At 56.3% G+C, this 21,950-nt stretch carries 23 protein-coding genes; 16 read left to right on the top strand and 7 right to left on the bottom strand.

The genetic code is table 11. The features are described 5' to 3' along the window. Window positions 1-3: 3 nt before the first annotated feature. Together AC2FAP_RS19020 and AC2FAP_RS19015 are read right to left on the bottom strand one after the other, a co-directional pair. Entirely contained in the window at window positions 4-561 is a 558-nt protein-coding gene (locus AC2FAP_RS19020) for a DcrB family lipoprotein (protein ID WP_449541964.1), read from the bottom strand. Window positions 562-633: 72 nt separating this feature from the next. Next, on the bottom strand, window positions 634-1,299 hold the full coding sequence (locus AC2FAP_RS19015) for a 7-cyano-7-deazaguanine/7-aminomethyl-7-deazaguanine transporter (RefSeq protein ID WP_020884536.1): 666 nt from the start codon (window positions 1,297-1,299) through the stop codon (window positions 634-636). A gap of 166 nt (window positions 1,300-1,465) precedes the next feature. Here AC2FAP_RS19015 and tusA point away from each other — a divergent pair, with 166 nt between their 5' ends. The 4 genes from tusA (at window position 1,466) to AC2FAP_RS18995 (ending at window position 4,689) form a co-directional block, all read left to right on the top strand. Then, on the top strand, window positions 1,466-1,708 hold the full coding sequence (gene tusA / locus AC2FAP_RS19010; RefSeq protein WP_020884537.1) for a sulfurtransferase TusA: 243 nt from the start codon (window positions 1,466-1,468) through the stop codon (window positions 1,706-1,708). Window positions 1,709-1,899: 191 nt separating this feature from the next. Beyond that, a complete protein-coding gene (locus tag AC2FAP_RS19005) occupies window positions 1,900-2,871 on the top strand; it encodes a TRAP transporter substrate-binding protein (protein WP_014172022.1) in 972 nt (323 codons plus the stop codon). A gap of 11 nt (window positions 2,872-2,882) precedes the next feature. Then, complete coding sequence (locus AC2FAP_RS19000) at window positions 2,883-3,392, top strand: TRAP transporter small permease (protein WP_063925807.1); 510 nt, start codon at window positions 2,883-2,885, stop codon at window positions 3,390-3,392. A gap of 10 nt (window positions 3,393-3,402) precedes the next feature. Beyond that, window positions 3,403-4,689 carry a TRAP transporter large permease gene (locus AC2FAP_RS18995; protein WP_020884539.1) on the top strand — a complete coding sequence of 429 codons (1,287 nt, stop codon included), beginning with the start codon at window positions 3,403-3,405 and terminating at the stop codon, window positions 4,687-4,689. Window positions 4,690-4,731: 42 nt separating this feature from the next. Here AC2FAP_RS18995 and zntA read toward each other — a convergent pair whose 3' ends face one another. Both zntA and AC2FAP_RS18985 read right to left on the bottom strand, forming a co-directional pair. Further along, entirely contained in the window at window positions 4,732-6,918 is a 2,187-nt protein-coding gene (gene zntA / locus AC2FAP_RS18990; protein WP_337275923.1) for a Zn(II)/Cd(II)/Pb(II) translocating P-type ATPase ZntA, read from the bottom strand. 76 nt (window positions 6,919-6,994) lie between these two features. Then, a complete protein-coding gene (locus AC2FAP_RS18985) occupies window positions 6,995-7,621 on the bottom strand; it encodes a lysoplasmalogenase (RefSeq protein WP_014172018.1) in 627 nt (208 codons plus the stop codon). A 129-nt stretch (window positions 7,622-7,750) separates the two neighbouring features. Between AC2FAP_RS18985 and AC2FAP_RS18980 the strand changes: the two genes are divergently transcribed. Next, entirely contained in the window at window positions 7,751-8,110 is a 360-nt protein-coding gene (locus AC2FAP_RS18980) for a DUF2500 domain-containing protein (RefSeq protein WP_032679142.1), read from the top strand. A gap of 47 nt (window positions 8,111-8,157) precedes the next feature. On the opposite strand, the gene AC2FAP_RS18975 is transcribed toward AC2FAP_RS18980, so the two are convergent. Both AC2FAP_RS18975 and rsmD read right to left on the bottom strand, forming a co-directional pair. Beyond that, window positions 8,158-8,439, bottom strand: a complete 282-nt coding sequence (locus tag AC2FAP_RS18975; RefSeq protein ID WP_014172016.1) for a DUF1145 family protein — start codon at window positions 8,437-8,439, stop codon at window positions 8,158-8,160. Beyond that, a complete protein-coding gene (gene rsmD / locus AC2FAP_RS18970; RefSeq protein WP_020884541.1) occupies window positions 8,423-9,025 on the bottom strand; it encodes a 16S rRNA (guanine(966)-N(2))-methyltransferase in 603 nt (200 codons plus the stop codon). Before rsmD ends, AC2FAP_RS18975 begins: the two co-directional genes overlap by 17 nt. Window positions 9,026-9,152: 127 nt before the next feature. Between rsmD and ftsY the strand changes: the two genes are divergently transcribed. From ftsY to livJ, 6 genes are all read left to right on the top strand, one after another. Further along, on the top strand, window positions 9,153-10,619 hold the full coding sequence (ftsY, locus tag AC2FAP_RS18965) for a signal recognition particle-docking protein FtsY (RefSeq protein ID WP_044857784.1): 1,467 nt from the start codon (window positions 9,153-9,155) through the stop codon (window positions 10,617-10,619). Between the two features lie 2 nt (window positions 10,620-10,621). Then, the gene (gene ftsE / locus AC2FAP_RS18960) at window positions 10,622-11,287 is read left to right on the top strand and encodes a cell division ATP-binding protein FtsE (protein WP_014172013.1); all 666 of its coding nucleotides are present in this window, start codon (window positions 10,622-10,624) and stop codon (window positions 11,285-11,287) included. Then, window positions 11,280-12,335, top strand: a complete 1,056-nt coding sequence (gene ftsX, locus AC2FAP_RS18955; RefSeq protein WP_485453006.1) for a permease-like cell division protein FtsX — start codon at window positions 11,280-11,282, stop codon at window positions 12,333-12,335. Before ftsE ends, ftsX begins: the two co-directional genes overlap by 8 nt. A gap of 251 nt (window positions 12,336-12,586) precedes the next feature. Then, window positions 12,587-13,444 carry an RNA polymerase sigma factor RpoH gene (rpoH, locus tag AC2FAP_RS18950; protein ID WP_014172011.1) on the top strand — a complete coding sequence of 286 codons (858 nt, stop codon included), beginning with the start codon at window positions 12,587-12,589 and terminating at the stop codon, window positions 13,442-13,444. A gap of 135 nt (window positions 13,445-13,579) precedes the next feature. Beyond that, window positions 13,580-14,845 (top strand): 4-aminobutyrate--2-oxoglutarate transaminase, encoded by a 1,266-nt coding sequence (locus tag AC2FAP_RS18945; RefSeq protein ID WP_020884543.1) that lies wholly within the window; start codon window positions 13,580-13,582, stop codon window positions 14,843-14,845. A gap of 196 nt (window positions 14,846-15,041) precedes the next feature. After that, window positions 15,042-16,142, top strand: a complete 1,101-nt coding sequence (livJ, locus tag AC2FAP_RS18940) for a branched chain amino acid ABC transporter substrate-binding protein LivJ (protein WP_072126534.1) — start codon at window positions 15,042-15,044, stop codon at window positions 16,140-16,142. Between the two features lie 86 nt (window positions 16,143-16,228). Here livJ and panM read toward each other — a convergent pair whose 3' ends face one another. Further along, complete coding sequence (gene panM / locus AC2FAP_RS18935; RefSeq protein ID WP_020884545.1) at window positions 16,229-16,621, bottom strand: aspartate 1-decarboxylase autocleavage activator PanM; 393 nt, start codon at window positions 16,619-16,621, stop codon at window positions 16,229-16,231. A 424-nt stretch (window positions 16,622-17,045) separates the two neighbouring features. Here panM and livK point away from each other — a divergent pair, with 424 nt between their 5' ends. The 5 genes from livK to livF are packed head-to-tail and all read left to right on the top strand — an operon-like array spanning window position 17,046 to window position 21,881. Further along, window positions 17,046-18,155: a high-affinity branched-chain amino acid ABC transporter substrate-binding protein LivK gene (gene livK / locus AC2FAP_RS18930; protein ID WP_449541963.1), complete on the top strand. Its 1,110-nt coding sequence runs from the start codon at window positions 17,046-17,048 to the stop codon at window positions 18,153-18,155. A gap of 46 nt (window positions 18,156-18,201) precedes the next feature. Then, window positions 18,202-19,128 carry a high-affinity branched-chain amino acid ABC transporter permease LivH gene (livH, locus tag AC2FAP_RS18925; RefSeq protein WP_020884547.1) on the top strand — a complete coding sequence of 309 codons (927 nt, stop codon included), beginning with the start codon at window positions 18,202-18,204 and terminating at the stop codon, window positions 19,126-19,128. Then, entirely contained in the window at window positions 19,125-20,402 is a 1,278-nt protein-coding gene (gene livM, locus AC2FAP_RS18920; RefSeq protein ID WP_014172003.1) for a branched chain amino acid ABC transporter permease LivM, read from the top strand. The genes livH and livM overlap by 4 nt, the downstream gene beginning before the upstream one ends. Further along, window positions 20,399-21,166 carry a high-affinity branched-chain amino acid ABC transporter ATP-binding protein LivG gene (livG, locus tag AC2FAP_RS18915; protein ID WP_014172002.1) on the top strand — a complete coding sequence of 256 codons (768 nt, stop codon included), beginning with the start codon at window positions 20,399-20,401 and terminating at the stop codon, window positions 21,164-21,166. The genes livM and livG overlap by 4 nt, the downstream gene beginning before the upstream one ends. A 1-nt stretch (window position 21,167) precedes the next feature. Beyond that, window positions 21,168-21,881, top strand: a complete 714-nt coding sequence (gene livF, locus AC2FAP_RS18910) for a high-affinity branched-chain amino acid ABC transporter ATP-binding protein LivF (protein WP_020884549.1) — start codon at window positions 21,168-21,170, stop codon at window positions 21,879-21,881. The last annotated feature ends 69 nt before the right edge of the window (window positions 21,882-21,950 follow it).

Raw genomic sequence — 21,950 nt, 5'->3', positions numbered from 1 at the left:
GAATTACTGGATCACGATGGTGTTAATGATGTTTTCAGCAGCCGTCTGCGCTTTCTGCTGATTTTCCGCCGGCAGAGTGATCTGCAGGGTCAGCAGTTTATTATCGACCTTGCCAAGCACCACGGAAGAGTAAGCGGTCTGGCCTTTTGCTGAAATGATGCTGTCCAGCTGTTGCAGCGTATGGCCTTTCAGTTCGATAGATTTATTGGTCACGACCTGCAGCTGCGGATCGCGGCTGCGCTGCTGATCTTCCAGACGTTTGGTCATGACGGCCAGGTCTTCGCTGGTGTCGTCGCCCACAATCACAATAACGGCTTTCTGCCCGGTTGCATCGGAGTAAACGTGCATATTGTTCGCCTGGGTACCCAGCTTGCCGCTCTGGTCAGTCATATCTGCCGGCAGAGAGAAACTGAGTTTACCGTCCAGCAGACTCACCGGATGACCGGTGGCGTTGCTCTCTGCAGACGCGCCCTGAGCAGGCGTTTTCGTGTCGCTGTTATCACAGGCTGCAAGGCCCACAACCAGCAGGCCAATCCCGACATATTTAACCAGATTGCGCATTAACTTCTTCCTTTCGATAAACGGCCATAACGGCTGATTGGCTCATCTTATCACAACTGATAAAGCGAACCCTTAACCAGCCTGCAATGCTGTGATTTCAGATTTATCTGCGAGTCTTTTCAGCAGCATATTTAGCAGGACGCCGTACATCGGCAGGAAGAACACAATGCTGATAAGCACCTTGAAGCAGTAGTCCACAAGGGCGATTTCCATCCAGTGCTGGGCCATAAATGCGTCCGGGCTACGCCAGAATGCGATAAAGAAGAAGGCCAGCGTGTCGCTGACGTTGCCGAACAGCGTGGACGCCGTGGGTGCCATCCACCAGCGATGATTTTGACGCAGGCGGTTAAACACGTGAACGTCGAGGATCTGCCCCAGCGCGTAGGCCATAAAGCTGGCGGAGGCGATACGGGCGACAAAGAGGTTGAAGTGTGTTAATGCCTCGAACCCCTGCCAGCTTCCCATATAAAACAGGGAAGAGATCACGTACGAAATGAACAGCGCCGGCAGCATGACCGCAAAAATAATGCGGCGAGCCAGCGGTGCGCCGAAAATACGCACGGTCAAATCAGTGGCGAGAAAAATAAACGGGAAACTGAACGCACCCCACGTGGTATGAAAACCAAAGATGGAGATCGGGAGTTGCACCAGATAGTTGCTGGAGGTAATCACCAGCAAATGAAAAAGCGAAAGCCAGAACAACGCTTTAACGCGCTGCGAATCAGAAAACTGCATCATGTTGTAACCTTTTTATACGTTGGGGTGAGGGAACCCAATAAAAACCGCAGCATGATACTGCTTTGGCCGGACATTGCAATGGTTAGTTTTTACGCAATCGTTAACCTGGTTGCATTGCCGACGATGGGGCGTAAACTACAGCCGTTTTTACCTGACCGAGAAGAACATGACCGATCTGTTTTCCAGCCCAGACCACACCCTTGATGCTCAGGGCCTTCGCTGCCCGGAGCCGGTAATGATGGTACGTAAAACCGTGCGCAACATGCAGACCGGTGAGACGCTGCTGATCATCGCCGACGACCCCGCCACCACCCGCGACATTCCCGGTTTTTGTACCTTTATGGAACATGAGCTGGTGGCACAGCAGACCGAAACGCTGCCGTACCGGTATGTGATCCGTAAGGGGTAAATGCGGCCTGATGGCCTCACCCCGACCCTCTCCCACAAGGAGAGGGAGAAAACCTTTCTAAACCATCGTTTCAAAATTTCACGCTTTTGTGAGGCGCTTCACCTCCGCTTTTCCGGCCGTAGTCTAGTTTTTAAGCGTACAAAAATAAAACACTGTTTTAACGCTTATCTCACTACCCTGGAGTTGACCCGATGAAAACGACCCTCAAGCCGTTACTGGCCGCCCTGTGCCTCTCCGCTTTTGCCTGCTCTGTCGCTGCGCAAACCATCAAAGCCGCCGATGTGCACCCTGAAGGCTACCCGAACGTGGTGGCGGTTCAGCAAATGGGTGAAAAACTCAAACAACAAACCGATGGCAAGCTGGAGATCAAGGTCTTCCCCGGCGGCGTGCTGGGGGATGAAAAACAGATGATTGAGCAGGCGCAGATGGGGGCGATCGATATGATCCGCGTCTCGATGGCGCCGGTGGCGGCCATCCTGCCCGATATCGAAGTCTTCACGCTGCCCTACGTTTTCCGCGATGAAGACCACATGCACAAAGTGATCGACGGGGATATCGGCAAGCAGATTGGCGATAAGCTAACCGCTAACCCGAAATCACGACTGGTGTTCCTCGGCTGGATGGACTCCGGCACCCGCAACCTGATCACCAAAGATCCGATTGTTAAACCCGACGATCTGAAAGGGAAGAAAATCCGCGTACAGGGCAGTCCGGTGGCGCTGGCGACGCTGAAAGATATGGGCGCTAACGCGGTGGCGATGGGGGTGAGCGAAGTTTACAGCGGGATGCAAACCGGCGTGATTGACGGCGCGGAGAATAATCCACCGACCTATGTCGCGCATAACTATATGCCGGTCGCCAAAAACTACACCCTCAGCGGCCACTTTATCACCCCGGAAATGCTGCTCTACTCAAAAGTGAAGTGGGACAAACTCAGCGCCGACGAGCAGAAAAAGATCCTGACCCTGGCCCGTGAAGCCCAGTTTGAACAACGTAAGTTGTGGGAAGCCTATAACGCCCAGGCGCTGGAAAAAATGAAGGCTGGCGGGGTGCAGTTCCACGAGATCGACAAAACGGTATTTATCAAAGCCACAGAGCCGGTGCGCGCCCAGTATGGCGAAAAGCATCAGGATCTGATGAAAGCCATCGCTGACGTCAAGTAACCGGAGTACGTATGTCCGAACTCTATCTGAAGTGGATGGACCGTCTCTACCTGCTGGCGATGGCCGTGGCGGGCATCTCGCTGCTGGTGATGACGATTGTGATCCCCATCGGCATCTTTTCGCGCTATGTGCTTAACCGCGGTGAATCCTGGCCGGAGCCGGTTGCCATCATCTGCATGGTGACCTTCACCTTTATCGGCGCGGCGGTCAGCTACCGTGCCGGTTCGCACATTGCGGTGAATATGCTCACCGACCGGCTACCCGGGCCGTTAAAAACCGTCTGCGCACGGGCCGTTGATCTGCTGATGCTGCTGATCGCTGGCCTGATGTTCTGGTACAGCTACTGGCTGTGCGTCGAACTCTGGGAGCAACCGGTCGCCGAATTTCCGGTCCTGACCTCCGGCGAGACCTATCTGCCGCTGCCGGTGGGCTCTGCCGTCCTGATCCTGTTTGTGATTGAGCGCCTGCTGTTTGGTTCGCAGGAAAACCGTCCCGTCGTGCTGATCGGCAACCACAGTTAAGGGGTGAACAATGGATGCATTCGTTTTGTTATTCACCCTCGCCATTTTGCTGGCGCTGGGGATGCCGGTGGCTTTTGCCGTCGGGCTAAGCGCCGTCGCGGGCGCGTTGTGGATAGATTTACCCCTCGAGGCGCTGATGATTCAGATAACCAGCGGGGTGAATAAATTCACGCTGCTGGCGATCCCCTTCTTTATTCTCGCGGGTGCGATTATGGCGGAAGGGGGGATTGCCCGACGGCTGGTCAATTTCGCCTACGTGTTTGTTGGCTTTATTCGCGGTGGGCTGTCGCTGGTGAATATTGTGGCCTCCACGTTCTTCGGCGCGATTTCCGGCTCGTCGGTGGCGGATACGGCCTCCATTGGCAGCGTAATGATCCCGGAGATGGAGAAGAAGGGCTATCCGCGCGAGTATGCGGCGGCGGTGACCGCCAGCGGGTCGGTACAGGCGATTTTGATCCCGCCCAGCCACAACTCGGTAATTTATTCCCTCGCGGCAGGCGGAACGGTCTCTATCGCGACGCTGTTTATCGCGGGGGTGCTGCCAGGGCTGCTGCTCGGCGTAAGCCTGATGGCAATGTGTCTGGGCTTTGCCCGCAAACGTGGCTACCCGAAAGGGGAAAAAATTCCCTTTAAGCAGGCGCTGAAAATCACGCTGGACGCGCTGTGGGGGCTGATGACCGTGGTGATTATTCTCGGCGGGATACTGTCCGGAATATTTACCGCAACGGAATCCGCTGCCGTGGCCTGTCTGTGGGCGTTCTTTGTCACCATGTTTATCTACCGGGACTACAAATGGAACGAGCTGCCGAAGCTGATGTGCAGGACGGTGAAAACCGTCACCATCGTGATGATACTGATTGGCTTTGCGGCGGCGTTTGGCGCGGTGATGACCTACATGCAGCTCCCGAGCCGTATCACCGAGTTCTTCACCTCGCTCTCCGATAACAAGTACGTGATCCTGATGTATCTCAACATCATGCTGCTGCTGATCGGCACGTTAATGGACATGGCGCCGATCATCCTGATCCTGACGCCAGTGCTGTTGCCGGTGACCAATTCGCTGGGCATCGATCCGGTGCATTTTGGGATGATCATGATGGTGAACCTGGGGATCGGGCTGATTACGCCGCCGGTCGGTTCGGTGCTGTTTGTGGCGAGCGCGGTAAGTAAACAGAAAATCGAGCATGTGGTTCGCGCCATGCTGCCGTTTTACGGCATGCTGCTGGTGGTGCTGGCGATGGTGACGTACATCCCGGCCATCTCGCTGTGGCTGCCGCGCGTGTTAGGGATGCAGTGACGCCGTTTTCCGCCCTCTCCCGGTGGGAGAGGGCATCTCGTGTTATTGTCGACGTAATAAGCGGAGCGCGTTCGCCGTCACCAGTACCGTCGCGCCGGTATCCGCCAGCACCGCCAGCCACAGGCCGGTTATACCGAGCAGCGTGGTGACCAGGAAAATTCCCTTCAGACCCAGCGCAATCCCGATGTTCTGACGGATATTGGCCCGCGTGGCGCGCGCCAGAGCAATCATCTGCGCCAGCCCGGTCAGGCGGTTGTGGGTGAGCGCCGCGTCGGCGGTTTCCAGCGCCACGTCGGTGCCGCTGCCCATTGCAATGCCAATGGTGGCGGCTTTCATCGCCGGGGCATCGTTGATTCCGTCACCCACCATTGCCAGTGGTGCATGGTTGTTCAGTTCCGTTACGGCGCGCACTTTATCCGCAGGCAATAACCCGGCTTTAAACGCCAGCCCCAGCTCACCGGCAATCGCTGCCGCGGCTCGCGGGTTATCCCCGGTGAGGATCACCCCCTGCACGCCCAGTTGATGCAGCGCGGCGACGGCGTCTTTTGCATCGTCACGCAGCGTGTCACGCAGTGCCAGCATCCCTATCGCCACGCCGTTTTGCACCACCATCACCACGGTTTGCCCGGCCTGTTCCAGCGCCTGGACTGGCTGGCTCAGCCCGTCCGCCGGAAACGTATTCGCGGCAACGATCAGGACGTTATTCCCTTCAACGTCGGCTTCAATTCCGGACCCGACCAGCGCCCGCTGTGCGGTGGCGGCAGGGATGTCCAGCCCACGCGACTGCGCCTCGCGAACTATCGCCTGTGCCAGCGGGTGGGTGGAGCCTTGTTCGACGGCAGCGGCCAGGGTGAGCAGCGTATTTTCACTGACCTCCTGAGGATAAATGCCCGTGACCTGCGGTTTACCCACCGTCAGCGTACCGGTTTTATCGAAGGCGATATGTTGCACCTGGCTCAGCTGCTCCAGCGCCGCACCGCCTTTAATCAGCGCTCCACGACGCGCCGCGGCCGCTAGACCGGAGGTAATGGCCGCCGGCGTGGAGATCACCAGCGCACACGGGCAACCAATCAGCAGCAACGTCAGACCTTTATAAACCCAGCCTTCCCAGGCTGCGCCCAGGAACAGCGGTGGAATAATTGTCACCAGCAGGGCGATCAGCATGATGGCGGGGGTGTAGATCCGGCTGAAGCGATCGATAAAGCGCTCAACGGGTGCGCGACGCTCCTCGGCCTCTTCTATCAGCTTCAGGATGCGGTCGATGGCGCTCTCACCCGGTCCGGAGAGGACCGTGAGTTGTACCAGACGATCGACGCTGGTGGCGCCTGCAGGCACTTTCTCGCCCGCTGAGCGTTCAACCGGAATCGACTCGCCGGTGAGGGCACTTTCATCGAAACTCGCCGTGGCGGTAAGCAATTCACCGTCCGCAGGCAGACGCCCGCCGGCGGCGACCTCAATCACATCACCCGGGCGCAGCGTGTTAATAGCCACCGTCTGGCGTTCGCTGCCTGTCACCCGCGTTGCGGTTTCCGGTTTCAGCGCCATCAGCGCGCTGACCCCTTTCCGTGCCCGACTCGCCGCCCAGCCCTCAAGGCGCTCGCCAATTAAGAACAGCAGCAGCACCATGGCCGCTTCCGCCGTCGCGCCAATAAACAACGCGCCGATCGCCGCCACGCTCATCAGCGTTTCGATGGCGAACCAGCTTCCGCTTTTCATCAGTCGCACGGCCTGACGGGCAATCGGGAACAGTCCGACAAGCGTCGTGGCGATGAACGCCAGGTTACCGAACGGGTGGTTAAACTGCTCCAGACCCCAGCTCAGGGCCATCATGATGACAAGGGTGATAATGGGCAGGTTTTCTCGCAGGGCTGACGTCTTTTCGACAGATGCGGTTTCGCTGCGCAGGCTGTAACCGGCCTTACTGACGGCGGCTTCAACCAGCGTGCTGATGTCATTATCGGCACTGACCAGAAGTTTCTCGGTGGCGAAGAGCACCTGGACGTGGCTGACGCCCGGGACCTGTTTTACCGCGTTTTCGACTTTACGGGCGCAGGCCGCGCAGTCCATACCGTTGACCACCCAGCTGTAGCGGTTTGCGCTTTCCGGGAGCGGCGGCGTGTTTTGCGTTTCGCATGCGCCGTCGCAGCAGCAGTCGTCCTTCACGGGAACGGGGCTGAGCTTAAGTGCCGAGAATTGTGGAACTTTTTTAGGTGTTTCTGGAGTCGACATGGCAGTCTCCGGTAATGATAATTTTCTCATTAACCGCAGCATACACTCTGGAGTCGACTCCAGAGTCAAGGCTTATTTAGATATACAGTGAACGCACAATCAGGAAGTGCCCGGCAAAGTAGCAGGCGGCGGCAATCGCGTTATCCGCACGGAAGCGGCGACGATAGTGGCTGCCCAGCCAGACGATATTCCCGAGTAACAGCAGCGTGGCACCAAAGAACGCGGACATTGCCGGTGCCGTCGGACGGAAGAACCACAGTTCACCCGCCAGCCATACCATCACCAGCGTCATGGCGATAAACGTGCAGACAGGCAAGCGCATCTCTTCCAGACGCGTCCAGATCACCGCGATCAACAGTGCGCCAATGACCAGCAGCACCAGCGGCAGCGGCCAGAAGAAGGAGAGCGTCATCTGGCTGGCGAAGTAAATGGTATAAAGCAGATGCGACAGGAAAAATGCCCCAACGGCATACAGCAGGCGCTGTCGCGGCAGCAGGGTTAAGGCATCACCAATCAGGGACGCACACAGACCGGCAAGAACCAGATAGCTGACGGCGTTAAACATGGGCGCTTGCCAGGCAAGCAGCAGGAGTAACAACAGCGTGACGGGTTTAAACAACCATCGCTGCCAGGCAGGGCCGCGATAGGATGCATCGACGTAAAGCCATGCGGAAAAACAGACAGCGATAAATGACCAAAGCATATTAACTCCCTGTAACTGTTGAGTCTGAATAATCAGTTTCTTATTCAGTGTAGTGATGGGGGCAGGCGTTTGGCAATGCCGGGGAAGGCAAGGTATCCTGAATTCCGTATAATCTGATGGGATTTTTGAATGAGCAAGATGCCGCTTTTTTTCGTTATCGTGGTGGCGATTATCGTCATTGCCGCCTCCTTTCGTTTCGTGCAGCAGCGCCGTGAGAAGGCGGACAACGATGCCGCGCCGCTGATGCAAAAACGCGTGGTGGTAAGCAATAAACGCGAGAAAGCCCTCAATGACCGACGCTCGCGCCAGCAGCAGGTTACGCCGGCGGGAGCCACCATGCGCTATGAAGCGAGCTTTAAGCCGGAAACCGGCGGGCTGGAGATGACCTACCGTCTGGAGGCGCAGCAGTACCATCAACTGACGGTGGGAGAAAAAGGGATTCTGAGTTACAAAGGGTCGCGGTTTGAAGGGTTTACGCCAGATCGGTAATGTTCCCTCTCCCGCAGGGAGAGGGGTAAGCTGAGGCTTGAGGCGCCTTACTTCTTCGCCTGGGCCTTAAATTTCTTCATCCACACCAGCAGTTCAAATACGCCAAAAATAAACACGCGCAGCTGCTGCCAGCCGGTCATCTGCGGACCGTCTTTTGGCAGGCCGTTTTTCAGCATCACCATCTGCAGGGCGTGCATGAAGGTGGTAAAGATAAAGGCCACGTTCACAAAGATGTTCATCGGGCGCGGGAACGGGTGCACCAGATTGAGGAGCAGAAATGCCCAGACGCCCAGCATCAACAAACGTCCCACATTAATCAGTACTGGCATTGGATTCTCCTTGTGCCTGACGGTGATACAGACGATAAGCGACCTGACCTGCCACTTTTTCTCGGTGCAGATCCCAGTGTACCGGGACCGGCGGTAAACCATTTTCGACTTCGCTTTCGACGTAGATTAACGCGTCATCCGCCAGCCAGCCGTTGTTTTCCAGCAGGGATAACGTCTCTTCCAGCAGCCCCTTGCGGAACGGCGGGTCGACAAACACCACGTTGTGCGGCGTGCCCTTTTGCGCGAGGAAGCTCAGTGTGTTGGTATTCACTACTTTGGCGTTGGTCGCTTTCAGCGTTGCCAGATTTTGCTGCAACGTCTGCGCAACGCCGCGCTCCATTTCCAGCAGCGTGGCGCTGGCGGCATAGCGCGACAGCGCCTCCAGACCCAGCGCGCCGCTGCCCGCGAAGCAGTCCAGGCAGTGGGCATCCACCATTGAGGGGGCCAGCCAGTTAAACAGCGTTTCGCGTACGCGGTCCGTGGTTGGGCGTAGTCCGGGGCTATCCGGCACCGGTAATTTCCGGCCTCGCCACTGGCCGCCGATAATACGAATTTGACCGGCTGGGGCGCGGTTGGGTTTCTTCATCTCTGGAAAGCTCTGTTAACAATTGGCCTGCGATTGCGGGCGGTGATGTCAATTAAGTAAAGTGTTAGACTATTTCATCATTTTTTTAGCTTCCATGTATATAGCGCCGCGAGGAGTGTAGTCGCAGATGGCAAAACAAAAAAAACGTGGCTTCTTTTCCTGGCTGGGCTTCGGTGAAAAAGAGCAAGAAACAGAGCAGAAAACCGAAGAACAACAAGCCGTTGAAGAGCAGTCTCAGCCTGAAACGCCGGTAGAAACTGCCGCCGTTGTCGACGCGGAAGAGCACGCGCACAGCAAAGAAGAGACCGAAGCCTTTGCTGAAGAGGTGGTGGAAGTTACCGAACAGGTTCAGGAAAGCGAGAAGCCAGAACCCGTTGTGGTAGAAGACGTTATCGATACGCCGCAGGCGATTATCGAGCATGAAACGTTGCCGCTGCCGGAAGAGGTGAAAGCCGAAGAGGTTTCAGCGCAGGAGTGGCAGGCCGAGGCAGAAACCGTCGAAATTGTTGAGGCGGTGGAAGAAGAAGCACAAGACGAGCCAGCGCTTACCGACGAAGAGCTGGAAGCCCAGGCGCTGGCGGCAGACGCGGCGGAAGAAGCGGTTATCGTCGTGCCGGTGGAAGCGCAACCAGAGCAGGGTGAAGAGGTTGCTCAGGAGCAGGAAAAACCCACCAAAGAAGGTTTCTTCGCCCGCCTGAAGCGTAGCCTGCTCAAAACCAAAGAAAACTTAGGTTCCGGATTTATCAGTCTGTTCCGCGGCAAGAAGATCGACGACGATCTCTTTGAAGAGCTGGAAGAGCAACTGCTGATCGCCGACGTTGGGGTGGAAACAACCCGTAAGATCATCGCCAGTCTGACCGAAGGGGCGAGCCGCAAGGCGCTGCGTGACGCCGAAGCGCTGTACGGTCTGCTGAAAGACGAGATGGGCGAAATCCTCGCAAAAGTTGACGAACCGCTTAATATTGAAGGCAAAACGCCATTTGTTATTCTGATGGTTGGCGTGAACGGTGTGGGGAAAACCACCACCATCGGCAAGCTGGCGCGACAGTTTGAGCAGCAGGGCAAATCGGTAATGCTGGCGGCAGGTGATACCTTCCGTGCGGCGGCGGTTGAGCAGCTGCAGGTCTGGGGCCAGCGTAACAACATCCCGGTGATTGCGCAGCATACCGGTGCGGATTCCGCCTCCGTTATCTTTGACGCCATCCAGGCGGCGAAGTCGCGTAACGTGGATGTGCTGATTGCCGATACCGCAGGGCGTTTGCAGAACAAAGCGCACCTGATGGAAGAGTTGAAGAAAATCGTCCGCGTCATGAAGAAGCTGGACGAAGAGGCACCGCATGAAATTATGCTGACCATTGATGCCAGCACCGGACAGAACGCCATCAGCCAGGCGAAGCTGTTCCATGAAGCGGTAGGGCTGACCGGGATCACGCTGACCAAACTGGACGGCACCGCGAAAGGCGGGGTGATCTTCTCCGTGGCCGATCAGTTCAATATTCCTATCCGTTACATCGGTGTGGGCGAGCGTATTGAGGATTTACGTCCGTTTAAAGCGGACGACTTTATTGAGGCACTATTTGCCCGAGAGGACTAACAATGATTCGCTTTGAACACGTCAGCAAGGCCTATCTCGGTGGGAGACAAGCGCTGCAGGGGGTGACATTCCACCTGCAGCCAGGCGAGATGGCATTCCTGACCGGCCATTCCGGCGCGGGGAAAAGTACCCTGCTCAAGCTTATCTGTGGGATCGAGCGGCCGAGCGCCGGGAAAATCTGGTTCAGCGGCCATGATATTAGCCGTCTGAAAAACCGTGAGGTGCCGTTCCTGCGTCGTCAGATTGGCATGATTTTCCAGGACCACCACCTGCTGATGGATCGCACCGTTTTCGATAACGTGGCCATTCCGCTGATTATTGCCGGTGCCAGCTATGATGATATCCGTCGTCGCGTCTCTGCGGCGCTGGATAAAGTCGGGCTGCTGGACAAAGCGAAGAACTTCCCGATCCAGCTGTCTGGCGGTGAACAGCAGCGTGTGGGGATTGCCCGTGCGGTGGTGAACAAACCTGCGGTACTGCTGGCGGATGAACCGACCGGTAACCTGGACGACGCCCTGTCAGAAGGGATTTTGCGTCTGTTTGAGGAATTTAACCGCGTTGGGGTGACGGTATTGATGGCAACGCACGACATCGGGCTGATTTCCCGTCGTTCGTACCGCATGCTGACCCTGAGCGACGGTCATTTGCACGGAGGCCTCGGTGAATAAGCGTGATGCAATAAACCAGATTCGGCAGTTCGGAAACCGGTTTGACCGCTTCCGTAAGCCGCAGGGCGGCGGTGACGGCAATCGTAATGCGCCAAAGCGTGCGAAAGCGGCGCCTAAGCCGAACTCCCGCAAAACCAACGTGTTCAACGAGCAGGTGCGTTATGCGTTCCACGGTGCGTTGCAGGACCTGAAAAGCAAACCGCTGGCGACGTTCCTGACGGTGATGGTGATTGCCATCTCCCTGACGCTGCCAAGCGTCTGCTACATGGTCTATAAAAACGTTAACCAGGCGGCGTCGCAGTACTATCCTTCTCCGCAGATCACGGTCTATCTGGATAAGGCGCTCGACGATAACGCGGCGGCGCAGGTTGTGGGGCAAATCCAGGCCGAACAGGGCGTAGAGAAAGTGAATTTTCTCTCTCGTGAAGAAGCCCTGGGTGAGTTCCGTAACTGGTCAGGCTTTGGCGGTGCGCTGGACATGCTTGAAGAGAACCCCCTCCCGGCCGTGGCGGTGGTGATCCCGAAACTCGATTTCCAGGGGACCGATTCGCTCAACACCCTGCGTGACCGCATCACCCGTATCAACGGGATTGATGAAGTGCGCATGGATGACAGCTGGTTTGCGCGTCTTGCTGCGCTGACCGGGCTGGTAGGGCGCGTGGCGGCGATGATTGGTGTGCTGATGGTGGCGGCGGTCTTCCTCGTCATCGGTAACAGCGTGCGCCTGAGCATTTTCGCGCGTCGCGACACCATCAACGTGCAGAAACTGATTGGTGCGACGGATGGCTTCATCCTGCGTCCGTTCCTGTACGGCGGCGCATTGCTCGGTTTTTCCGGCGCATTTCTTTCACTGATATTGTCAGAAATTTTGGTGATGCGGCTGTCCTCTGCCGTAACCGAGGTGGCGCAGGTTTTCGGAACGAAGTTTGATATCAGCGGCTTAGGGTTCGATGAGTGCCTGTTACTGCTGCTGGTGTGCTCGATGATCGGCTGGGTGGCAGCATGGCTGGCAACCGTGCAACATTTACGTCACTTTACTCCCGACTAATAAAAGCGTGATATAATCTTTCCCTGCACCGAGATGTTCGCTCTGCAGGGAAAGCGTCCCTGTTGTCTCTTCCCCTGTTATCATCTCCATGTCACAATTTGTGCGTAATTTATTCACCGTTGCACCTGGAACTTGTGGATAAAATCACTGTCTGATAAAAGAGTGAATGCTAATCTCGTGGCTCAAACGCTTTGGCATGGTTGTTGCCTGATGGGGACAGCCTGGACCAGAAGAAACATTGAGAGGAATGAATGACCAAAGAAATGCAAACTTTAGCTTTAGCCCCTGTTGGTAACCTGGAATCTTATATCCGGGCTGCGAACACCTGGCCGATGTTAACGGCCGAGGAAGAAAAGGAGCTTGCTGAAAAGCTGCATTACCAGGGCGATCTGGAAGCAGCGAAAAAGCTGATCCTGTCTCACCTGCGCTTTGTTGTTCACATTGCTCGTAATTATGCGGGCTATGGCCTGCCGCAGGCGGACTTGATTCAGGAAGGTAACATCGGTCTGATGAAGGCTGTACGTCGCTTCAACCCGGAAGTGGGTGTGCGACTGGTCTCCTTCGCCGTGCACTGGATCAAAGCAGAAATTCATGAATACGTGCTGCGCAACTGGCGTATCGTGAAAGTCGCCACGACAAAAGCGCAACGTAAACTGTTCTTCAACCTGCGTAAAACCAAGCAGCGTCTGGGCTGGTTCAATCAGGATGAAGTTGAAATGGTGGCGCGCGAGCTGGGCGTATCCAGCAAAGACGTGCGTGAGATGGAATCCCGTATGGCCGCGCAGGACATGACCTTCGATATGTCCTCCGACGACGACGGCTCTGACAGCCAGCCAATGGCACCGGTTCTGTATCTGCAGGATAAAACCTCTAACTTTGCTGACGGCATTGAAGAGGATAACTGGGAAGATCAGGCCGCGAACAAGCTGACTTCAGCAATGGAAGGCCTCGACGAACGTAGCCAGGATATTATCCGCGCCCGCTGGCTGGACGAAGACAACAAGTCCACGCTGCAGGAGCTGGCCGACCGCTACGGCGTCTCCGCTGAACGTGTGCGTCAGCTTGAAAAGAACGCCATGAAAAAACTTCGCGCCGCTATCGAAGCGTAATTTCCGCGATGTTCCCGATAACCCTCGAATGCAAATTCGGGGGTTTTGTTTTTTTATCTCCCGCTCTGGCGAATTCCCTCCCCCTGGCAAACACTTACAGATGCGCTAAGCAGGTGACTTTCTCAGGGGGACAGGGTGAAAAACAGTGAACTGAATGACCGGCGTTTGCAGGCGACGCCGCGCGGTATCGGCGTGATGTGTAACTTCTACGCCGATAAAGCCGAAAATGCCACGGTGTGGGACGTCGAGGGCAACGAGTATATCGACTTCGCCGCCGGGATCGCGGTGCTGAATACCGGCCATCGGCATCCAAAAGTTATTGCCGCCATCGAAAAACAACTCCACGCATTTACCCATACGGCATATCAGATTGTCCCGTACGAAGGCTATGTGGCGCTTGCCGAGCGCATCAACCAACGTGTACCTGTTGATGGGCCTGCCAAAACGGCTTTCTTCTCTACGGGAGCAGAGGCGGTCGAAAACGCGGTAAAAATTGCCCGCGCGTATACCCGTCGTCCTGGCCTGATCGCCTTTGGCGGTGCCTTCCACGGCCGTACCTTTATGACGATGGCGTTGACGGGGAAAGTGGCGCCGTACAAACTCGGTTTCGGTCCGTTTCCCGGATCGGTTTATCACGCACACTATCCAAATGATCTGTACGGCGTCAGCACGGCAGAAGCGTTAAAAAGTCTCGAACGCATCTTCAAAGCAGACATTGCGCCGGACCAGGTGGCGGCCATTATCCTGGAACCGGTTCAGGGGGAGGGGGGATTCAACATTGCCCCCGCCGATTTTATGCAGGCCCTGCGCGAACTGTGCGATACGCACGGAATTTTGCTGATTGCCGATGAAGTGCAAAGTGGCTTTGCGCGAACCGGCAAGCTATTCTCGATGGAACACCATTGCGTGAAGCCGGATCTGATCACCATGGCGAAAAGCCTGGCCGGCGGGATGCCGCTCTCGGCGGTCTCTGGCCGGGCGGAGGTGATGGATGCCCCCGCACCTGGCGGGCTGGGCGGGACTTACGCCGGCAACCCGCTGGCGATTGCCGCAGCCCATGCCGTGCTGGATGTGATTGATGAAGAGGATCTCTGCACACGCGCGGCGCATCTTGGCCATCATCTGGTGGAAGTGCTGAACAAAGCGAAGGGCGACTGTCCGTTTATTGCCGATATCCGTGCCCAGGGTTCAATGGTGGCGGTGGAGTTTAACGACCCGCAAACCGGGCTGCCGTCGCCGGAATTCACGCGTCAGGTCCAGGAGCTTGCGTTACAGGAAGGTCTATTGCTGCTGAGCTGCGGCGTGTACGGCAACGTTATCCGTTTCCTCTATCCGCTTACCATCCCCGAAGTTCAGTTCCGTAAAGCGCTGGATATTATCTCCGCGTCGCTGACACGTTAAAGCCCTGGCCCGGCGGTGATCCCTGCCGGGCTTATCATATATTCATTTCAAATTAGCTATTCCAAAATCATAAAAATGGGGTATGTTTTAGCAGAGTATGCTGAAAAAGCGCGACTGTCATACCTATAACTGAAATAAAGCGCTACACAACAACATCACGACAATCGTAATAACCATAATAATGGGGAATCTCAGGATGAATATGAAGGGTAAAGCGTTACTGGCAGGATGTATTGCGTTGGCATTCAGCACGATGGCACAGGCCGATATTAAAGTGGCTGTCGTGGGCGCGATGTCCGGTCCGGTAGCACAGTACGGCGACCAGGAATTTACCGGCGCAGAACAGGCGGTTGCAGACATTAATGCTAAGGGCGGCATCAAGGGCGAAAAACTGCAGATCGTAAAATATGATGATGCCTGTGACCCGAAACAAGCGGTTGCCGTGGCGAACAAAGTGGTGAACGACGGGATCAAATACGTTATCGGTCACCTGTGCTCCTCTTCCACGCAGCCCGCGTCTGATATCTACGAAGACGAAGGCATTCTGATGATCACCCCGGCTGCAACGGCGCCGGAGCTGACCGCACGTGGCTATAAGCTGACCCTGCGTACCACCGGTCTGGATTCAGACCAGGGCCCAACCGCGGCAAAATACATTCTGGACAACGTGAAGCCGAAGCGTATCGCGATTGTTCACGACAAACAGCAGTATGGTGAAGGTCTGGCGCGTGCCGTGCAGGATGGTCTGAAGAAAGGCAATGCCAATGTGGTCTTCTTCGACGGTATCACCGCCGGTGAGAAAGACTTCTCCACTCTGGTGGCGCGTCTGAAGAAAGAGAATATTGATTTCGTTTACTACGGTGGCTATCACCCTGAAATGGGCCAGATCCTGCGTCAGGCACGTGCGGCCGGCCTGAAAACCCAGTTTATGGGCCCGGAAGGGGTGGCGAACGTTTCCCTGTCTAACATTGCCGGTGAGTCTGCTGAAGGCCTGCTGGTGACCAAACCGAAGAACTATGACCAGGTGCCTGCGAACAAACCGATCGTAGATGCCATCAAGGCGAAGAAACAGGATCCAAGCGGCGCGTTCGTCTGGACCACCTACGCTGCGCTGCAGTCTCTGCAGGCGGGTCTGAACCAGTCAGCCGATCCGGCTGAGATTGCCACCTGGCTGAAGGCTAACTCTGTCGATACCGTGATGGGGCCGCTTTCCTGGGATGCGAAGGGCGATCTGAAAGGCTTCGAGTTCGGCGTGTTTGACTGGCATGCTAACGGAACGGCGACCGACGCCAAATAAAAGCAAACGGCAACCTTTCGGTTGCCGTTTTAGTATTTGCACCCTCTCCTGTGGGAGAGGGTCGGGGTGAGGGCATCAGGCGGCATTCAGCAAACCTGACGTTTCTCCCACCCGTTCTCCTGCGCCGTAAACCCTAACGCCTGCATAAACGCCGCCATCACACCGCGGTCTTCCACGCCCACGTCGGCCATCCACCAGGAGGTAACGTTCGGGTTTTCACGGATTATCTCTTCAATTAAATACTGCCCCACACCGCGACGACGGGTCACGTCACGTACGCGCAGTGAGTCCAGCGCCCCTTCGGTGCCGCTCAGGGTCACGCGAACCGCGGCGAGCAGACGCTCGTTAAAGCGTGCGGCGTAGATGCGGTGTGTCTCATCGACGCGGAGCGACGAAGGGGAATATTCCGGCCAGATCTTGCCCAGGTCGATATGATCCTGGTCGCTAAAGGTCACCAGACGCACGATAGTCAGTTTCATTAGCTGCTTGTCCAAATCAAATTGAGTAGGGGCAGTGTACTCAATTTATTCCCTCAGCGGCTTCCTCTTTTTATCCCGGCTCACCAGGTGATTAGTTTTTTGGCAGCGCAAAGGGCAGTTTGAAAACACATGGATCGAAAAATAAGCAGAATTTTAACCTGAATGGCAGTGAATTATTCGGCGCTTTGTACCGTTATTTTATGCTGCAAACTGCAATTTTATTTGTTTATCTCTGCCTTGTTTCAGAATATTATCTTTGCTTAATCGCCTGAAAAATCGAGATTTTAGTCTGGTTTTTATGAAAAAACTGCGCTAAACCATTAAAGGCGCTGGTAAAAATAGCGTTGTGCATTAAAAGTACAGAATGCTTTTTAACCATAATAAAACAAAATATATACACGACATCACGAATGGGGATTCAGAGATGAAAAGGAACGCGAAGACGTTACTCGCGGGGATGGTTGCATTGGCGATTTCGCATGCAGCCATGGCGGAAGATATTAAGGTTGCTGTAGTGGGTGCGATGTCCGGTCCTGTTGCCCAGTGGGGGGATATGGAGTTCAACGGTGCTCGCCAGGCAATCAAAGACATCAACGCCAAAGGCGGCATCAAAGGCGACAAGCTGGTTGGCGTGGAATATGACGACGCCTGCGATCCCAAACAGGCCGTCGCGGTTGCTAACAAAATCGTGAACGATGGTATTCAGTACGTGATTGGCCACCTGTGCTCGTCGTCCACCCAGCCTGCGTCGGACATCTACGAAGACGAAGGCATTCTGATGATTACCCCGGGCGCAACCAACCCTGAACTGACTCAGCGCGGTTATCAGCACATCATGCGTACTGCCGGTCTGGACTCGTCTCAGGGACCAACCGCCGCCCGATACATCCTCGACACCGTCAAGCCGACGCGCATCGCCATTATTTATGACAAACAGCAGTACGGCGAAGGCCTGGCGCGTTCCGTTCAGGACGGGCTGAAAAAAGGCGGCGCGAATATCGTCTTCTTTGATGGCATCACCGCTGGCGAGAAAGATTTCTCCGCGCTGATCGCCCGCCTGCAAAAAGAGAATATCGATTTTGTTTACTACGGCGGCTACTACCCGGAAATGGGTCAGATGCTGCGTCAGGCGCGTTCGGTCGGGCTGAAAACCCAGTTTATGGGGCCAGAAGGCGTCGGTAACGCCTCCCTGTCGAACATCGCCGGGGACGCAGGCGAAGGCATGCTGGTGACGATGCCAAAACGCTATGACCAGGATCCTGCGAACAAGGCTATCGTAGACGCGCTCAAGGCGCAGAAGAAAGATCCAAGTGGTCCGTACGTCTGGATCACCTACGCGGCGGTGCAGTCTCTGGCAACCGCGCTGGATCGCACCGGCAGCAAAGAACCGCTGGATCTGGTGAAAGATTTAAAAGCACACGGGGCGAACACCGTGATTGGGCCGCTGAACTGGGATGAGAAAGGCGATCTGAAGGGATTTGAGTTTGGTGTCTTTAAGTGGCACGCCGACGGTTCGTCCTCGGTCGCCAAATAATTATCCCACCGCCCGGACCGCCGGGCGGGTATAAAAAGGTTTGCATATGTCCGAGCAGTTTCTCTATTTCCTGCAGCAGATGTTTAACGGCGTCACGCTGGGAAGCACCTACGCGCTGATCGCCATCGGCTACACGATGGTTTACGGCATTATCGGCATGATTAACTTCGCCCACGGCGAGGTCTACATGATCGGTAGCTATGTCTCCTTTATGATTATCGCCGCCCTGATGATGATGGGTATCGACAGCAGCTGGCTGCTGGTCGCCGCCGGGTTTGTCGGCGCGATTGTGATTGCCAGCGCCTATGGCTGGAGCATTGAACGCGTGGCGTACCGGCCGGTGCGTAGCTCCAAACGCCTGATTGCGCTGATCTCCGCCATCGGGATGTCGATCTTCCTGCAAAACTACGTCAGCCTGACGGAAGGCTCGCGCGACGTGGCGCTGCCAAGCCTGTTCAACGGTCAGTGGGTGGTCGGTGCCAGCGAGAACTTCTCTGCCTCTATCACCACCATGCAGCTGGTGATCTGGGTGGTGACCTTCGTTGCAATGCTCGCCCTGACGGTCTTTATCCGCTACTCGCGTATGGGACGCGCCTGCCGTGCCTGCGCAGAAGATCTGAAGATGGCGAGCCTGCTTGGCATCAACACCGACCGCGTTATCGCCCTGACCTTTGTGATTGGGGCAGCGATGGCGGCGGTCGCGGGTGTCCTGCTGGGGCAATTCTACGGCGTTATCAACCCGTACATCGGCTTTATGGCCGGGATGAAAGCCTTCACCGCGGCGGTCCTGGGCGGTATCGGCAGTATTCCAGGCGCGATGATTGGCGGCCTGATCCTGGGCGTGGCCGAAGCGCTCTCCTCCGCGTATCTGAGTACGGAATATAAAGATGTGGTGTCATTTGCCCTGCTGATTCTGGTTCTGCTGGTAATGCCTACCGGTATTCTGGGTCGTCCGGAGGTAGAGAAAGTATGAAACCGATGCATTTCGCAATGGCGCTCCTCTCTGCCGCCATGTTCTTCGTGCTGGCAGGCGTCTTTATGGGCGTCCAGTTAGAGCTGGACGGCACAAAACTGGTGGTGGATACCGCCGCCGACATTCGCTGGCAGTGGATATTCATTGGCACCGCGGTCGTGTTTCTGTTCCAGATGCTGCGTCCTGTGTTCCAGAAGACGCTGAAAAGTGTCTCCGGTCCGAAATTCGTTCTGCCGGCTCTCGACGGCTCAACCGTTAAGCAGAAGCTGTTCTTCGTGGCGCTGCTGGTGGCTGCGGTGGCGTGGCCGTTTGTGGTCTCTCGCGGTACGGTCGATATCGCGACCCTGACCATGATCTACGTGATCCTCGGTCTGGGCCTGAACGTGGTGGTGGGGCTGTCTGGCCTGCTGGTGCTGGGCTACGGTGGTTTCTACGCCATCGGGGCCTATACCTTCGCGCTGCTGAACCACTATTACGGTCTCGGCTTCTGGACCTGTCTGCCGCTGGCGGGCCTGGTCTCCGCCGCGGCGGGCTTCCTGCTGGGCTTCCCGGTCTTACGCCTGCGCGGTGACTATCTGGCGATTGTGACCTTAGGCTTCGGCGAAATCGTGCGTATCCTGCTGCTCAACAACACCGAAGTGACCGGCGGCCCGAACGGGATCAGCCAGATCCCGAAACCGACCTTCTTTGGTCTGGAGTTCAGCCGTACGGCTCGCGAAGGGGGCTGGGATACCTTCAGCAACTTCTTTGGCGTGAAGTACGATCCGTCCGACCGGGTGATTTGGCTCTACCTGGTGGCGCTGCTGCTGGTGGTGCTTACCCTGTTCGTGATTAACCGTCTGCTGCGTATGCCGCTGGGCCGTGCGTGGGAAGCGCTGCGTGAAGATGAAATCGCCTGCCGTTCACTGGGCCTCAACCCGACCCGCATCAAGCTGACTGCGTTTACCATCAGCGCCGCGTTTGCCGGTTTTGCCGGTACGCTGTTTGCCGCGCGTCAGGGCTTTGTCAGCCCCGAATCGTTTACCTTTGCCGAATCTGCCTTTGTGCTGGCGATTGTGGTGCTCGGCGGTATGGGCTCGCAGTTTGCCGTTATCCTGGCGGCCATTCTGCTGGTGGTTTCCCGTGAGCTGATGCGCGACTTTAACGAATACAGCATGCTGATGCTGGGTGGTTTGATGGTGCTGATGATGATCTGGCGTCCGCAGGGCTTGCTGCCGATGACCCGTCCACAGCTGAAGCTGAAAAACGGGCAAGCGAAAGGAGAGCAGGCATGAGCCAGCCATTATTATCCGTTAACGGCCTGATGATGCGTTTTGGCGGCCTGCTGGCCGTCAACAACGTGAATCTGGATCTGCACAAGAAAGAGATTGTCTCCCTGATTGGCCCTAACGGCGCGGGGAAAACCACGGTCTTTAACTGCCTGACCGGTTTCTACAAGCCGACGGGTGGCACCATCAAGCTGCGCGATCAGCATCTGGAAGGGCTTCCGGGCCAGCAGATTGCCCGCATGGGGGTGGTGCGTACCTTCCAGCACGTGCGTCTGTTCCGCGAGATGACGGTGATAGAGAACCTGCTGGTGGCGCAACACCTGCAGCTCAAAACCGGCCTTTTCTCTGGCCTGCTGAAAACCCCGGCCTTCCGCCGTGCTCAGGATGAAGCGCTCGACCGCGCCGCCACCTGGCTCGACCGTATCGGCCTGCTGCAGCATGCGAACCGTCAGGCCAGCAACCTGGCCTACGGTGACCAGCGTCGTCTGGAGATCGTACGCTGCATGGTGACGCAGCCAGAAATCCTGATGCTCGATGAACCGGCGGCAGGGCTTAACCCGAAAGAGACCAAAGAGCTGGACGAGTTGATTGCCGAACTGCGCGATCATCACGACACCACCATCCTGCTGATTGAGCATGATATGAAGCTGGTGATGGGCATTTCTGACCGTATCTACGTGGTAAACCAGGGCACGCCGCTGGCAAACGGGACGCCGGAAGAGATCCGCAACAACCCGGACGTGATCCGTGCATACCTGGGTGAGGCATAAGATGGAAAAAGCGATGTTAACGTTCGACAAGGTTAATGCTCACTACGGCAAGATACAGGCGCTGCACGACGTCAGCCTGCATATCAATCAGGGCGAAATCGTCACCCTGATTGGCGCGAACGGTGCGGGTAAAACCACGCTGCTCGGCACCCTGTGCGGCGACCCGCGCGCCACCAGCGGGCGGATTGTCTTTGATGGCAAAGATATTACCGACTGGCAAACCGCCAGAATCATGCGTGAAGCGGTAGCGATTGTCCCGGAAGGGCGTCGCGTCTTCTCACGAATGACGGTGGAAGAGAACCTTGCGATGGGCGGCTTCTTTGCTGACCGCGACCAGTACCAGTCCCGCATCAAATGGGTCTATGAGCTGTTTCCACGTTTGTGGGAGCGCCGTATTCAGCGGGCCGGCACGATGTCTGGTGGTGAACAGCAGATGCTGGCGATTGGTCGCGCGCTGATGAGCCAGCCGCGTTTGCTGCTGCTGGATGAACCGTCGCTCGGTCTTGCGCCGATCATCATTCAGCAAATCTTCGACACCATCGAACAGCTGCGTAAAGAGGGGATGACCATCTTCCTCGTCGAGCAGAACGCCAACCAGGCGCTGAAGCTCGCCGACCGCGGCTACGTGCTGGAAAACGGCCACGTGGTGCTCTCCGATACCGGTGACGCGCTGCTGGCGAACGAAGCGGTGCGAAGCGCCTATCTCGGCGGCTAGATAAAAGCAAAAGTAAAAAGGCAACGTCAGTTGCCTTTTTTCATGCAGGGCACCAGACCGTACCGAACT

It is taken from the genome of Enterobacter cloacae complex sp. 394I7 (assembly GCF_057320345.1).
Note: the sequence above shows the minus strand (reverse complement) of the source record. Positions and strands in the feature narration are given on the sequence as shown.